This window comes from Pseudarthrobacter sp. NIBRBAC000502770 (assembly GCF_006517815.1).
Classification (GTDB): domain Bacteria; phylum Actinomycetota; class Actinomycetes; order Actinomycetales; family Micrococcaceae; genus Arthrobacter; species Arthrobacter niigatensis.
Genome location: NZ_CP041198.1, coordinates 3,707,879 through 3,722,302, shown reverse-complemented (window position 1 = coordinate 3,722,302; position 14,424 = coordinate 3,707,879). Strand labels below are relative to the sequence as shown.

Genomic DNA, 14,424 nt, shown 5'->3' with positions numbered 1-14,424 from the left:
TACCCCCTTTCAGACTTGCTCGTCGAGGACTGAAGGCAACAGCTCCTCAAGATGCCGGACAATGTCGTCCGACGCCTGGTCCGCCGAATATGCAGCCGGCACCTGCAGAAGGTGGCAGGGACGCCCGTCCAGCGCCTTGTTCAGGACCAGCCCCTTGGCCGCGAAATGCTCCCGCCACGGGACCACGGACGTGGCCGCCAGGCCCGTCACCACCCGCTGCGAGAAACCTGCCATTTCGATGTGGAAGTTGCCGATCATCCGGTCGACCATCCAGTCGCTCGTCTTCTCCAGGATCCGGGACCGTGCGCCGTCATAGCGTTCGATGTAGATCGAGGCTGCGAGTGGAGCCTTGGTGGTTACTTCCCGCCCCGGGAATGCAGCCTCCGGGGTAACCATGCGGTGCTCCGGCGACCAGCGCCGGGAGAAGTCTGCCAGCCGCGGATAGCGGATTACGAAGGGGTGCACCAGCGTTGTCAGCCGGCCCACAGGTTCGGAGAACCTCGAAGGAACGAGGGGTTTCCGTGCGCCCTCGAACAGGTGCGGGTAGATGGCCCGGTGGTGTGGCTTGATGAACATCGGCTTCGCGTAGCCGAGCAGCGTGGCGTCCTCTGCAAGGAACGCCCAGTCGTCTCCCATGAACGACCATCCCTCGCGCCGCATCAGTTTTGCGGCGGTACTCGTCTTGCCGGTACCTCCCGCCGCGGGAAGTGCGATCGCGTGGCCACGGTACGCCATGGTTGCTGCGTGGATCATTGCAGCTCCGCGGGCGACCATGGCGGCGTCCAGGACGGGTACAACCGTGGTCAGGAGTTCGCCGGGCCCGTGGATCCGCCAATGGTCTGCGTCCCTGACCACCTGCACCCGGTCGGCCTGGAACTGCACGCTGTTGTCTGTGTATGCCAGTTCGTGCTCAACATGGCCGGCATCCGGCATCGGCTCTGGTTGGTCGTCAACGACGATCTCGGCCTGCCGTTCCGTATCCGAGGCGAAACATGCCAGCATGCTCTGAAGCTGCTTCGCCGCCGGTGCAGTCGCGTCCACGTTGATCGTGACGCGGCCATGAATGTCGAAGTGCAGTGCCTTCGCTCGCCTGTTGCTCATGGTCCTCCCCTGTCTGATTGGTGTCAGCCGTGGTTTCCGTACCTGGGTTCAAGCCCGCCAGTGCCCCTATGCGGAATCGAAAACCCCGGCGTGCGACTCCGCCGGCAGAATCGAGCGTAGGGTAGGTCCGCTAGGTAAACACCGGTAGTAGGTACTCGCTTTTGTACCGGGCCCTACGTGGGGAAATCCGCGCGTACGTGGGCAATAGGGGTGGCGGGACAGCGCCCAGGGCCGTGTTAGGTACGTTAGGGGTTGGGGTCAGCGGAGTACTGGGTATAGGGGGTACCTATTCCAGTGACGCGCACGCATCCGGGGGCTCCTAGAGGCGGGGACTGCCTTCCGCCGGGTAGACGCGGACCCAGTCGACCCGCAGCTCACCAGGGCCATCGGCGGTGACGTTGTCAGGGAACCAGTCCAGTTGAAGTGTCTGGTGCATCGAACCTGGGGGCTGGTGCGCGGGATCGCGGTCTTCAAACCACTTCACGCCGTCGACGTAGCCCACGATGGCGTCGGGAGTCCAGTCGACGGCATAGTTGTGGAACTGGGTCAGGTCCAGGGCCTTTGATCCGGACGTCTTCGAGTTCGAGCACCCATAGTGGTGGAAGAAATTGATCAATCCCCAGTTGCCCGTGGTCTCCATGTAGTCGACTTCGCCGTCACACGGCCAGTTCCCACTGTCCGGCCACAGGATCGCCACCATGTGGTAGGCATCGTCACCTGAACCGGCAGCCCGGACTTCCCAGCGGCCGTACTTCTGCCGGCCAAACTTGGCACTCATGCCGGCGGAAATGCCATCAGGTGTTCCGGTGATCACCATTTGGGAACCATCAACGGTCACCTGCCCGGGGCTGCGGACGCCATTGCCCGCATGGCCGGAACTGTCGTAGACCGACCATTTCAAAGCGTCTGGTTCGCCGGTGTAGTTAAATTCGTCACCGGCAATCGGTGCACCCCAGTGCAGCATCGCGGCGGCCGAGTCCGCCACCGGTGTAACCGCTACCGGATCGGAGCCCTGGTCCGCCCCGTTGGCTGCCGGCTGCGCAGGAGGGGAGGAACAGCCGGACAAGAACATTGCCGCCACGCAGCTGGCGATCAACTGTCGATGCATACGTCAGATGATAGGGCCCCGCTTGTACGGTGCCTATGGAGTTGCTTCCGCCTGGCCCCCCGTTTTCCACATAGCCGCCATGCCCGGCCCCGTCCCGCATCCATGCGGGCTAGCCTTGGGTCAAGCGTGAATCGCCTATCGGGTCCAAATGCACTAGGATATTGAAGTCTGTGCTGCGTCCTGCCTCCGTTCCGGTGGCCGGGCATCGCGCGGAATCGCAAATGAACCTCCTGTTACGGAAATGCCGTAACCGCTTAGCCCAAAGGAGGTGGGTTCACATATGCGTCCTTACGAATTGATGGTAATCATCGACCCCGAGGTCGAAGAGCGTACCGTTGAGCCGTCGCTTCAGAAGTTCCTGAACGTCATCACCAACGATGGTGGAACCATCGAGAAGGTTGACATCTGGGGCCGTCGTCGCCTGGCTTACGACATCAAGAAGAAGTCCGAAGGTATCTACGCCGTGGTGAACTTCACCGCAAAGCCGGAGACCGCCAAGGAACTTGACCGCCAGCTGTCTCTTAACGAGACCATCATGCGCACCAAGATCACCCGCCCCGAAGAGCAGAAGGTTGTTGCTGAGTAATTCAGCGCCACTCTTCATTCTTTACCCCGCAGGAAACGCACTCTTCACCCAGGATCGAACAAGGAGGCAGTAGATGGCAGGCGAGACCACCATTACGGTCATCGGTAATCTCACCAATGACCCGGAATTGCGGTTCACACCGTCAGGTTCGGCAGTAGCGAACTTCACCATCGCTTCCACCCCCCGCACCTTTGATCGCCAGTCCAACGAGTGGAAGGACGGGGAGACCCTGTTCCTCCGCGCCGCTGTTTGGCGTGAAGCAGCCGAGAACGTCGCCGAGTCCCTGACCAAGGGCATGCGCGTCATCGTTACCGGCCGCCTGAAGAGCCGCTCCTACGAAACAAAAGAAGGCGAAAAGCGCACCGTTATCGAGCTTGAGGTCGACGAAATCGGCCCCAGCCTGCGCTACGCCAATGCCAAGGTCAACCGTACCCAGCGCTCCGGCGGACAGGGTGGCGGCGGCTTTGGTGGCGGCAACAGCGGCGGTGGCTTCGGAGGCGGCAACTCTGGTGGAAACCAGGGCGGCAACTCCGGTGGAGGCTGGGGCGGCGGCAACCAGCAGGCTGCACAGGACGATCCCTGGGCTACGCCCGGTGTGTCCAATGCAGGCGGCTGGGGCAACGGCCCCGATTCCGAACCTCCCTTCTAAAACCTAAACAACGGCCCGGCGCTGGGGCTGCCAAGGTGCAAGATGCACCCGGGCACTGCCGCCGTCGGACCACCACCATCCCGTGGATCAATATCCACGGGCTCCATAGAATAGGAGCTCCACGATGGCTAAGGCTGAACTCCGTAAGCCCAAACCAAAGTCCAACCCCTTGAAGGCCGCTGACATCACTGTCATCGACTACAAGGACGTAGCATTGCTGCGCAAGTTCATCTCCGACCGCGGCAAGATCCGCGCCCGTCGCGTTACTGGCGTCACGGTGCAGGAACAGCGCAAGATCGCCCAGGCAATCAAGAACGCCCGCGAAGTTGCTCTGCTGCCTTACTCCGGCGCTGGCCGCGGCTAAGGAAGGGATTAACTAACATGGCAAAGCTCATTCTGACCCACGAGGTCACCGGTCTCGGTGCTGCTGGCGATGTTGTCGAGGTCAAGGACGGTTACGCACGTAACTACCTGCTGCCCCGCAACTTCGCCCTGACCTGGTCGAAGGGTGGCGAGAAGCAGGTTGAGTCCATCAAGGCTGCCCGTGCCGCCCGCGAGCACGCTTCCCTGGAAGATGCTCAGAAGCAGGCCGCTGCACTGTCCGCCAAGCCGGTCAAGCTGGTCGTCAAGGCCGGCGAGTCCGGCCGCCTGTTCGGCACCGTCAAGCAGGGCGACGTTGCTGACGCTGTTGAGGCCGCAGGCCTTGGCAAGATCGACAAGCGCAAGGTTGAACTGCCCGCCCACATCAAGTCGGTTGGCACCTACCAGGCCAACGTCCGCCTCCACGCTGACGTTGCCGCTGTGATCGAACTGGACGTGGTGGCAGGAAAGTAATTTCCCCGCCTCACGCCAAGACCCCCGCTGCCGGACTCCGGCAGCGGGGGTCTTTCGTTTTCCGGTGGTAGCCTGCTCCGGTGAACCCGAACCCCCGCCATCGCCCATTTCACCAGGTGGATGTCTTCGCCGGCCAGGCCTACCGCGGCAACCCGCTCGCCGTCGTGCTTGATGCCCAGGGCCTGGACGCGGCAACCATGCAGCACTTCGCCAACTGGACCAACCTCTCGGAAACCACCTTCCTCTTGCCTCCCCGGGATCCGCGGGCGGACTACAGGGTCCGGATCTTCACCGGGGCCGAGGAGTTTCCCTTTGCAGGCCATCCGACGCTGGGCTCTGCGCATTCCTGGCTGGAGAGCGGAGGGGTGCCGAAGTCCGGCGGCCACGTGGTGCAGGAATGCGCCGCGGGGCTGGTCCGGATAAAGCTCGACGGCGGCAGGCTGGCTTTCGCAGCGCCGCCCCTGACACGTTTCGGCCCTGTGGAGGACCCGGTCCGCCGGCAACTGGCCGCCGCCCTGCGGGTGTCTGCCGGGGACATCGTTGACGCGTGCTGGCTGGTGAACGGCCCGGAATGGATTGGCGTCCTGCTGGAATCCGCAGAGCAGGTGCTGGCCCTGGAACCGGACCAGGCTGCCATGGGCGACCTGAAGATCGGCGTCATAGGGCCATACCATCCCGGAGCCGGAACCGACTTTGAAGTCCGCACGTTCCTGCCGGGTGCTGGAACGGTAGAGGATCCCGTCACCGGCAGCTTTAACGCCGGTGCCGCCCAGTGGCTGGTGGGAAGCGGCAGGGCGCCGGAGCAGTATGTGGCCTCGCAGGGGACCGTCCTGGGACGGGACGGGCGCATCCACGTGAGTACGGAGGACGGAGACGTCTGGGTCGGCGGCGAGTCCACTACCTGTATCCGGGGCACCGTCCTGCTCTGATCCGGCGCCCGGCAAGGCTCGCCCGGGAATACTCCGCTGCGCGCAACAGTTCAAAGGTATAGATGCATACGCATGTATGATGAACTGAACAAACACCAGGAGAATGCCATGGAAACCCGCCGCATCACCGTCCTCTCCGCAGGGCTTGGCGTACCTTCGTCGAGTCGGCTGCTGGCTGACCAGCTTTCGGTCGCCGCCACGCGACAGCTGGAAGCAGCCGGTTATGAGGTGGCCGTGGACGTCGTCGAGCTCCGCGACCTGGCCGTGGACATCGCCAACAACTTCGTTACCGGCTACGCCGCGCCCCGCCTGGCGGACGTCATCGAGGGTGTGAAGGCGTCCGACGGGATCATTGCGGTCACTCCCGTGTTCAGTGCCTCCTACAGCGGCCTTTTCAAGTCCTTTATCGACGTCCTTGATCCCAAGTCACTCGACGGAAAGGCCGTCCTGTTGGGCGCCACCGGCGGAACGGACCGGCACCAAATGGTCCTGGATTACGCAATGCGGCCACTGTTCAGCTACCTCCGGACGCGTATGGCAGCCACCGGAGTCTTCGCAGGACCGCAGGACTGGGGAACCGCAGAGGAGGGTGGGGGATCCCTCGCGGACCGCATCGAACGTGCAGCCGGCGAGTTCACGCGCCTGCTTGACGGTCCGCAGCCGGGCCGGGAGGAAGTCCCGCTGGAGTCCTTGCCGTTCGAGCAGCTGCTGGCGGGCATTTCCGGGGGCCGCTGACACACGCGTCCGCCCGGGTGCCGGACCCCGTGGTTCGGGGTTAGGGGACCCGGGCCACGGGTTTTAGGGGGCCGTCCGGGGATTGCTATTGATGGTTCCACCGCCAACACTGAACAAACTGGGGATTGGCGGAGTTTTCGACACCGGGGAGTGACGTTGATGGACCATCCAATATCCAAAGTGGACGAGCATGATCGGGGTGCCGGGGCTTCCCGGCCCTTTTTTAAATGGGGAGATGCCGGTCCCGAGGGGCGCCGTATGCGTCAACCCCGGCTGGGGCTTCCCGCACTGCTGACGGCGCTACTGCTTGTGCTTGGAGGTCTGGTGGCGCCGTTGGCCGCTTCCGCTGCTACCGGTGATGTGGGGGTGGAGGGCCCGTCCCATTCAGGGACCGGGACACCGACTGGTACCAAGCGGCAGTCGAATTCGCTGTGGTTTAACGATGGGATCTGGTGGGGGAACCTTTGGGATGCCGGAAGTTCCAGCTTTAGGATTTTCCGGTTCAACCCCGCGACCAACGCCTGGTCCAGCACCGGTGTGGTAACGGAGTCCCGGGCGAACACCCATCACGACGTGCTATGGGACGGAAAGACGTTGTATGTGGCGAGCTTTAAGTTCGTCAATGACGGGCTGCCGGCCGAGCCAAACTTCCCCACGACGATGCGCCGCTACAGCTACAACACGAGCACAAAGACTTACACCAGCCTTGGGTCCACGCAGATCAATAACCAGAAGACCGAAACCCTGTCCATAGACAAGGATTCCACGGGCCGCGTGTGGGCCACGTGGCAGCAGGGAAACCGGATTTTCCTGAACGTCACAGACACTGCGGGCGTAAACTGGGGGACACCTTTTCAGCACCCCGCGGCGTTGAGTAACGTGTCCGTGGACGACAACTCGGCTGTAATCGCATTTGGTGGAAACAAGGTCGGCGTGATGTGGAGCCGGCAGGTCGGGGACGCAACGGACGGCATGTACTGGAGTGTTCATGCTGACGGGGACGCGAACTCGTCCTGGACCACCCCTGTAGCGGCGGTGAAGGGGCAGCGGAGCGGCGACGACCACATGAACCTGAAGTGGCTGGATGCCTCCTCTGACCGCGTTTTCGCTGCTATCAAGACATCCTTCACGTCAGCGTCCCAGCCTTTGATCCAGCTGCTGGCCCTTGATACTTCGACGTCCGCCTGGTCCGCGACGACGATCGCAACGGTGGCGGAATGTCCCAACCGCGTGATCGTCCTGATTGACGAAAGTACGCAGATGCTGCGGACCTTCGCCACGTACCCGAAACCCAGCGGAACGACGAACGCGGGTGTCTGTACAAGCTCGGGCGGCGCAATCTACGAGAAGTCCACGCCGCTGAACAAGATCAGCTTCACTACCACCAAGACGGCCCGCATCGTTGACGCCGACCAGTATGTCCACAACGTGACGTCCACCAAGCAGAACCTGAACAGTTCCGCACGTGGCACGGCCAACAGCGGTCTCCTGGTACTCGCCGACGTGAACGCCACAAGCCGGTACTGGCATTTCTACGACGGCAGTGGCGGGAGTGGTGGGACCCCACCTCCAGCTGATACGACCGCACCAACGGTGACGGCTACGTCTCCGGCCTCGGGTAGCACCGGTGTGGCGGCCGCGGCCAACGTGACGGCCACCTTTTCCGAAGCAATGAACGCCTCGACGGTGACGTCAAGTACCTTCACGCTGCAGGCGGGATCGTCGACGCCCGTACCGGCCGTTGTGGCCTACGACAGCGCGAATAACGTGGCAACGTTGAATCCGAATGCGGACCTGGCCGCGGGGACGGTCTACACGGCAACCGTCAAGGGCGGCAGCGGCGGGGTGAAGGACAGTGCCGGCAACGCCTTGGCAGCGGACAGGACGTGGACATTCACCACTGCTCCGGCTTCGGGGGGTGGCGGAACGGCGCAGACCGTGACCCTCACCGCAACAGCCGACACCTACGCGTCGAGCGGGGCTGCAGGAACAAACTATGGAACGTCCGCCATGCTGGGGGTTGATAACAGTCCGGTGGAAGTTGCATACCTGAAGTTCGACCTCACGCCCTACGCAGGCAAGACGATCCAAAGCGCCACGTTGCAGCTGGTCAGCGCCGGGAGCGGCTCGACTGGCAAGCAGAACGTCAAGCTGGTGGCTGACGACGGCTGGACCGAGACCGGGGTGACCTATAACAGCCGCCCCGCGCTGGGAACGACTATTGGAACCTTAGGGCCGACCGCGACCAACACCAGCTACAGCGTCCCGCTCACGGCTGCCGGATTGGCCGGGGACCTGGGAAGCCAGCTCTCGCTGGGGCTCGATACGAGCAGCAGTGATGGCCTGGACCTCAATTCCAGGGAGGCCGGCAGCGCCGTAGCACCCAAGCTCGTCCTCACCTTCCAGTAGGCGGGCAAACACGGCAAAAGAGGGCCGGGGCTGCATTCGAAAACGATGCGGGCCCCGGCCCTCTCCTTGTGTGCTGCCTCCCGCCGGGGGCTCAAGGGTTAGTTTGTAATCCGCGCCTAGTCGTCCAGCAGCGCGATGAACTCCCGGGCCTGCTTGAGCGAGATATCCGAGTGCCGCGTCAGCGCGGTGGCTGCCGCCTCCGTTTCTCCGCTCCGGGCCAGCGTCCGGATCCTTCCGAAAATTTCGTCGTTAAGCATGTTGCTGCTTACTTCCCGGGTGACGTCACCTTTGCTCGCGATCGCCCGGTAGCGGTACGGGAACCGCTCTGGCTCGTCGTCGTCCTCCTCCGGGACCTGCACCGGTTCCTGGGCCCGGTAAGGCTGGGGGTGGGCTGCCATGGCGCCGACAGCGTCGCGGGAGGCCCGCAGTCCCTCGCCGGTGGCCTCGTAGTAGAGCTTGATGGCGGCCATGGCCTGCCCTTGGGCGATCAGGGCATAGAGCCGCCGGTGTTGGTCCTCGGACAAGCGGCCCGCAGCCGCGCGGGCCAATTCCTGCGACGAGGCAGCGGCCTGGGCCGGGGCTGTGCCGCGCGTTGACTTCCGGGTGCGGAAGGCGCGGTACGCCAGTATGACGCCAGTAACAACCGCGAGCAGGATAAGGACCGGGACCGCCAGGGATTCCATTTTCACGTGCCGTTCTCTGTTGTTCCTGGCCTTTGCCAGGTGCGTTCGCTTTGCTGGCGGGCCGCACGGATATATTCCTGCTGCTGGTTGTGCTGCTGGGCGTTTTGGCTGGGGTGGGTAGCGGCGGCCAAGCGGTCCCGGGCGGCAGTGGCCGCCTGGACCTGGGCCGCGTAGTGGCGTGCCGACCGCTCGGCAAGCTCGCGCTGGTACTTTGCGGCCTCCGACAAGCCCGGATCGCGCGGCCGCAGCGCGGTGGCGACTCCCCATAGGAGGGCCACCAAAACAATCGCCGGCAACAGCACCAGCAGGAGATCGCCCATACCTAGAGCCTAATCCAGATCGGGTTTATCCACAGCAATATTCACTCTTCCGCATACAGGGCCGCGCAGGCGCCAGTCAAACCCCCGCACTGGAATATGAGGAGCGCCACGGACAGGGGGCCCGGGCTCTTCCGGGGCCGTTCCGCACCTTCCATCTCTGGGATCCCACTCAGTGCCTGTGGATGAAATTCCGCGGAAGAAATATTTACTCCACATGCTGGTGGCAGTGTTTTCCCATTTCAGGGGCATAAAGAGGGCGAAAAAAACTTTGTATCCACAGACTTCCCCACAGGCTGTGCACAAGCTATGCCGCATACTGCACAGGTTATCCACAGGGTGTGCGGCATGCTGGCTTTGCGGCGGCCGCCATGCCAGTTAGCGTAGCGGGGTACCTGTTCTCCGGGGCCGAAACAGGATCCCTGTTCTGGCCACTGGGACCTCCTCCATGCTTCCTCCACACCTTTTTGTGGAAAAGCTGTGGATATTGGGGATAACTCCGGTCCGGAGGTGGTTTCCGGAACTCCGGCACGTGATTGTCAGGGCCTGCGGGTATACCTGGACGCGTGGCGGATCGGATATCGGAGCCACGAACAGGATGGATCACCGGACTGCACACCCGGTACAAATGGAGGACGGCAGCTTTGTCAATCGCGCATCTGGACCCTGTCGAGGCAACCCGTGGATCGGACGCGAGCCGGAAGCCGCCACAGGACATCGCGGCCGAGCAGTCAGTCCTGGGCGGAATGATGCTGTCCAAGGATGCCATCGCGGATGTTGTCGAGATCCTCCGCGGCCAGGATTTTTACCGCCCGGCGCACGAGACCATCTATGAGGCCATCATCGACCTCTATGGCCGCGGCGAGCCTGCAGATGCGGTTACCGTGTCCGATGAACTGACCAAGCGGGCCGAGATCAACAGGATCGGTGGGCCCGCCTACCTCCACGAATTGATCCAGACCGTCCCCACTGCCGCCAACGCCGGCTATTATGCCGAGATCGTGGCCGAACGGGCGGTGCTTCGCCGCCTGGTCAACGCCGGCACCAAGATTGTCCAGCTGGGCTATGGGTCCGACGGCGAGGTGGAGGACCTGGTCAACCAGGCCCAGGCCGAGGTTTACGCCGTGGCCGAACGCCGCACCGCGGAGGATTACGTGGTGCTGAAGGACGTCATGGAGTCCACGGTGGACGAAATTGAGGCGTCCGGCCACCGCGGGGAGGGCATGACCGGTGTCCCCACAGGTTTCTACGAACTCGACGAGTTGACCCACGGGCTGCACCCCGGCCAGATGATCGTCATCGCCGCGCGCCCCGCCGTTGGCAAGTCGACGTTCGCCCTGGACTTCGCCCGGTCCGCGGCCATCAAGAACAACCTCGCCACGGTGATGTTCTCCCTGGAAATGGGCCGGAACGAGATCGCCATGCGCCTGTTGTCAGCCGAAGCCACCATTGGGCTCCAGGACCTCCGTAAGGGAACCATCAAGGACGAGCAGTGGTCCAAGATCGCCACCACCATGGGCCGCATGAACGATGCCCCGCTGTTCATCGATGACAGCCCCAACATGTCCCTGATGGAAATCCGTGCCAAGTGCCGCCGCCTGAAGCAGCAGCACGACCTCAAGCTGGTGATCCTCGACTACCTGCAGCTTATGAGCTCGGGCAAGAAGGTGGAATCCCGCCAGCAGGAAGTTTCCGAGTTCTCCCGGGCGCTGAAGCTCCTGGCCAAGGAACTCCAGGTTCCCGTCATTGCCCTGTCCCAGCTGAACCGTGGATCGGAACAGCGCCAGGACAAGCGCCCCATGGTCTCGGACCTCCGTGAGTCCGGGTCCATCGAGCAGGATGCCGACATGGTGATCCTGCTCCACCGCGAAGATGTTTACGACAAGGAATCACCCCGGGCCGGTGAGGCGGACATCCTGGTGGCCAAGCACCGTAACGGCCCCACCAAGGACATTGTGGTCGCCTTCCAGGGCCACTACTCCCGCTTTGCGAACATGGCGGGCGACGCTGGCGGTGGAGGCTTCTAGTCCCCTTCGTTCCCGGAGCGGGCCGCGGCGCTGCCGGCAGGCCCCGCGGCGGCCAGCAGGTGGTTCGGCAGGCGGTTCCCGGGCGCCGTACCCCGGATCTCCAGGAGTTCGCGGGCGTGGGCATGCAGCCGCTTGTCCTCCTCGCTGACCGGCACCCAGGCGGGAACCGGCACCGAGTTGCCTTCGTCGTCGCGCGCCACCATTACGGTGAGGCAGTAGGTAGTGAGATCCAGCTCCCGGCCCTTGGGGTCGCCTGAGCGGACGTGGACGGCGATGTGCATGCCCTTGGTCCCGGTGTAGACCAGGCGGGCTTCCACTTCCACCACGTGCCCGATCAGCAGGGGCCGGTAGAAGCGGACGCCGCCGGAGAATACGGCCACGGTATCCCTGCCGCAGTAGCGGGAGGCGCAGACGTAGGCTGCTTCGTCGATCCATTTCATGACGATGCCGCCGTGGACCTTCCCGCCCCAGTTCACGTCGGTGGGGGCTGCCATGAACCTCAGCGTCACACGCTCGGCCGTGCCGGCGTCTGTATATTCCTGCCGGTTCATGGCTTCCACAATCTGTTCCCGGACCTTGATCCTGGCCAAGGCGTGGTCCCGCTGCTCAATCTCGGCTGGGGTGGAGGGCTGGAACTGCTGAACCGGGATCGGCCTGCCGTCTTCGCCGACCGCCACAAAGATCACCATGCACTGGCTCCGCATCGTGGCCGGGCCGCCTTTGGGGTCGCCGGAGGAGACCACGGTGTGGATGTGCATGGAGGAGCGGCCGGTGTAAACGATGGTGGCCTCCACTTCCACCATGTCGCCGCTGTTGACGGGATCGGCGAAATGGATGTTTCCCACGTAGGCGGTCACGCAGTAGGACTTGGCCCACCCCACCGCGGCGGCGTAGGCGGCCTTGTCCACCCACTCAAGCACTGTGCCGGCATCCACCGAGCCGCTGTGGCCCACGTCGGTTGGGGCGGCGAGGAAGCGGAGGGTCACGGAGTTGGGGCGGCCGGTCTCAGTCATGCTGCGATCCTACTGGCGGCCCCGGTTACCGGCCGGTTGGCGCTGCAACAATGCGAAGCGCAGCTTAAAATCCGACGGCGGCAGGCACCTTTGGGTGGCCTGCCGCCGTTCGTGGCTTGGGGAGGGGCTACGCGAGGACTGCCAGCCGGGATTCCGGACGGCGGCCGAAGAGGGCGCGGTCCACGGACAGCCGGCCGGCTCCGGTAAGGGCCAGGGCGAAGGATGCCGCTGCCAGCAGGAGGACGAGTTCGTAGCCTCCGTTTGCCGCGAAGATACCGGCGGGGGCATGTACCAGGAACAGGGCGCCCAGCATGTCCACCACGAGGAGGGCGGCCACGACCCGTGTCAGGATCCCCAGGATCAGGGCAACGCCGCCTGCCAGTTCGAGGACGGCGATCGCGGGGGCCATGACGTCGGCGGCCGGGACGCCCATCTTGGCGAAGGACGCCTGGGTGCCGGCGATGGTCCATTCATTGAACTTCTGCCAGCCATGGGCCGCGAAGAGGAAGCCGAGGATGATTCGTAGGGCGGCCAGGGCAGTGGTGGTCAGTGCGGACTTGTTCATGGGTTCCACTGTCCCGGATTAATAGTTGTAGTGTCAACTAATTCGTCATACTTGTGGTCTTTGTCATGCCTTGAAGGGTCCCGCGTGCGGCCCGGTTAGGCTGGCAACGTGCCCCAACAACCTGCCCTTGCCGCCGTCTCCGGAGGGCGCGGGCCTGCCCGTGAAATTCTCCGCCTCGCCATCCCTGCGTTCGGGGCGCTGGTGGCTGAACCCCTGTTCCTGCTGGCCGACTCGGCGATTGTGGGGCACCTTGGTGTCGCGCAGCTCGCAGGCGTGGGGCTGGCATCAGCGGTGCTGCAGACCGCCGTCGGGCTCATGGTCTTCCTGGCTTACTCGACGACGCCCGCCGTGGCCCGCGCGATCGGGGACGGACAGCTCGGCAAGGCCCTCGCGGCAGGGCGCGACGGCGTGTGGCTGGCCACGCTCCTGGGCGTGCTGCTCGCCGCCGCCGGCTTCGCTGCGGCCGAACCGCTGATCGACCTACTGGGCGCGGAGGGCAGTGTCCGCACCTTTGCCATCGACTACTTCCGCTGGTCCATGCCGGGACTGGTGGCCATGCTGCTGATTTTTGCCGGCACGGGTGTCCTGCGCGGCCTGCAGGACACCCGGACCCCGCTGGTGGTGGCCACGGCCGGATTCGGCGTCAACGCGCTGCTGAACCTGTGGCTTGTCTACGGGCTGGGCTTGTCGGTAACCGGTTCGGCGATCGGCACCAGCCTTGCCCAGTGGGCCATGGCTGCGGTTTACGTGGCGATGGTCCGCCGGAACGCCGTACGGCACGGAGTCAGCCTGCTGCCCAGTTGGCGGGGCATCCGCAGCATGACGAGGGTTGGATCCTGGCTCATGCTGCGCACGCTCAGCCTGCGGGCCGCAATACTGGCCACCGTGCTGGTGGTAACGGCCCAGGGTGAAGTCAACCTTGCCGCCCATCAGTTGGCCATGACCATCTTTTCCTTCCTGGCGTTCGCTTTGGATGCCCTGGCCATCGCTGCGCAGGCGCTCATCGGCAAGGAGCTCGGTGCCTCCAATGCCGGCAGGGCGCGCCTGCTGACCGGGACCATGATCAGGTGGGGCGCCGGGTTCGGCGTAGTGACAGGCCTGCTGCTGGCTGCGGTTGCCCCCTGGGCGGGAGCCCTGTTCACGACGGATCCCCACGTGCAGTCAGTCCTCACCGTTGCGCTCTGGGTCCTGGCCGCCGGACAGCCCATCGCCGGCTACGTTTTTGTGCTCGATGGTGTGCTGATCGGCGCGGGGGACGCCCGTTACCTCGCCCTCGCAGGGCTGGTGAACATCGCCATCTACGTGCCGCTGCTCGCCTGGGTGGCACTCTCCGGTGCAACCGGCGCCGCAGGGCTGGGGTGGCTGTGGGCCGCTTTCGGCGTGGGATACATGGCCGCGCGGGCACTCACCCTGGGCGTGCGTGCCCGGTCCGACCGCTGGATGGTGCTGGGCTCCGCCTGAATTGACT

General features: G+C 64.1%; 15 protein-coding genes. 9 read left to right on the top strand and 6 right to left on the bottom strand.

The genetic code is table 11. The features are described 5' to 3' along the window. Positions 1–9: 9 nt before the first annotated feature. Both NIBR502770_RS17730 and NIBR502770_RS17725 read right to left on the bottom strand, forming a co-directional pair. Positions 10–1,101 (bottom strand): hypothetical protein, encoded by a 1,092-nt coding sequence (locus NIBR502770_RS17730; protein ID WP_141182822.1) that lies wholly within the window; start codon positions 1,099–1,101, stop codon positions 10–12. A gap of 319 nt (positions 1,102–1,420) precedes the next feature. Beyond that, entirely contained in the window at positions 1,421–2,209 is a 789-nt protein-coding gene (locus NIBR502770_RS17725; protein ID WP_141182821.1) for a family 16 glycosylhydrolase, read from the bottom strand. A gap of 280 nt (positions 2,210–2,489) precedes the next feature. Between NIBR502770_RS17725 and rpsF the strand changes: the two genes are divergently transcribed. The 7 genes from rpsF (at position 2,490) to NIBR502770_RS17690 (ending at position 8,351) form a co-directional block, all read left to right on the top strand. Further along, a complete protein-coding gene (gene rpsF / locus NIBR502770_RS17720) occupies positions 2,490–2,795 on the top strand; it encodes a 30S ribosomal protein S6 (protein WP_015939036.1) in 306 nt (101 codons plus the stop codon). A 73-nt stretch (positions 2,796–2,868) separates the two neighbouring features. Next, complete coding sequence (locus NIBR502770_RS17715) at positions 2,869–3,444, top strand: single-stranded DNA-binding protein (protein ID WP_141158852.1); 576 nt, start codon at positions 2,869–2,871, stop codon at positions 3,442–3,444. A 124-nt stretch (positions 3,445–3,568) separates the two neighbouring features. Beyond that, positions 3,569–3,808 carry a 30S ribosomal protein S18 gene (gene rpsR, locus NIBR502770_RS17710; protein WP_003800144.1) on the top strand — a complete coding sequence of 80 codons (240 nt, stop codon included), beginning with the start codon at positions 3,569–3,571 and terminating at the stop codon, positions 3,806–3,808. 17 nt (positions 3,809–3,825) lie between these two features. Continuing rightward, positions 3,826–4,278, top strand: a complete 453-nt coding sequence (gene rplI, locus NIBR502770_RS17705) for a 50S ribosomal protein L9 (protein ID WP_141158853.1) — start codon at positions 3,826–3,828, stop codon at positions 4,276–4,278. 80 nt (positions 4,279–4,358) lie between these two features. Next, the gene (locus NIBR502770_RS17700; protein WP_141158854.1) at positions 4,359–5,207 is read left to right on the top strand and encodes a PhzF family phenazine biosynthesis protein; all 849 of its coding nucleotides are present in this window, start codon (positions 4,359–4,361) and stop codon (positions 5,205–5,207) included. A 108-nt stretch (positions 5,208–5,315) separates the two neighbouring features. Next, a complete protein-coding gene (locus NIBR502770_RS17695; RefSeq protein ID WP_141183488.1) occupies positions 5,316–5,942 on the top strand; it encodes an FMN reductase in 627 nt (208 codons plus the stop codon). Positions 5,943–6,542: 600 nt separating this feature from the next. Continuing rightward, on the top strand, positions 6,543–8,351 hold the full coding sequence (locus NIBR502770_RS17690; RefSeq protein ID WP_246857307.1) for an Ig-like domain-containing protein: 1,809 nt from the start codon (positions 6,543–6,545) through the stop codon (positions 8,349–8,351). Positions 8,352–8,467: 116 nt separating this feature from the next. Here NIBR502770_RS17690 and NIBR502770_RS17685 read toward each other — a convergent pair whose 3' ends face one another. Both NIBR502770_RS17685 and NIBR502770_RS17680 read right to left on the bottom strand, forming a co-directional pair. Next, positions 8,468–9,034 carry a hypothetical protein gene (locus NIBR502770_RS17685; RefSeq protein ID WP_141183487.1) on the bottom strand — a complete coding sequence of 189 codons (567 nt, stop codon included), beginning with the start codon at positions 9,032–9,034 and terminating at the stop codon, positions 8,468–8,470. 2 nt (positions 9,035–9,036) lie between these two features. Further along, a complete protein-coding gene (locus NIBR502770_RS17680) occupies positions 9,037–9,354 on the bottom strand; it encodes a hypothetical protein (RefSeq protein ID WP_141158856.1) in 318 nt (105 codons plus the stop codon). Positions 9,355–9,995: 641 nt separating this feature from the next. Between NIBR502770_RS17680 and dnaB the strand changes: the two genes are divergently transcribed. Beyond that, positions 9,996–11,378, top strand: a complete 1,383-nt coding sequence (gene dnaB, locus NIBR502770_RS17675) for a replicative DNA helicase (RefSeq protein WP_141158857.1) — start codon at positions 9,996–9,998, stop codon at positions 11,376–11,378. Here dnaB and NIBR502770_RS17670 read toward each other — a convergent pair. Next, complete coding sequence (locus tag NIBR502770_RS17670; RefSeq protein ID WP_141182819.1) at positions 11,375–12,391, bottom strand: acyl-CoA thioesterase; 1,017 nt, start codon at positions 12,389–12,391, stop codon at positions 11,375–11,377. The genes dnaB and NIBR502770_RS17670 overlap by 4 nt on opposite strands. Positions 12,392–12,518: 127 nt before the next feature. Continuing rightward, positions 12,519–12,956: a DoxX family protein gene (locus tag NIBR502770_RS17665; protein WP_141182818.1), complete on the bottom strand. Its 438-nt coding sequence runs from the start codon at positions 12,954–12,956 to the stop codon at positions 12,519–12,521. A gap of 108 nt (positions 12,957–13,064) precedes the next feature. Here NIBR502770_RS17665 and NIBR502770_RS17660 point away from each other — a divergent pair, with 108 nt between their 5' ends. After that, positions 13,065–14,417, top strand: coding sequence for an MATE family efflux transporter (locus NIBR502770_RS17660; RefSeq protein WP_141182817.1), 1,353 nt, complete (start codon positions 13,065–13,067; stop codon positions 14,415–14,417). Positions 14,418–14,424: the final 7 nt, after the last annotated feature.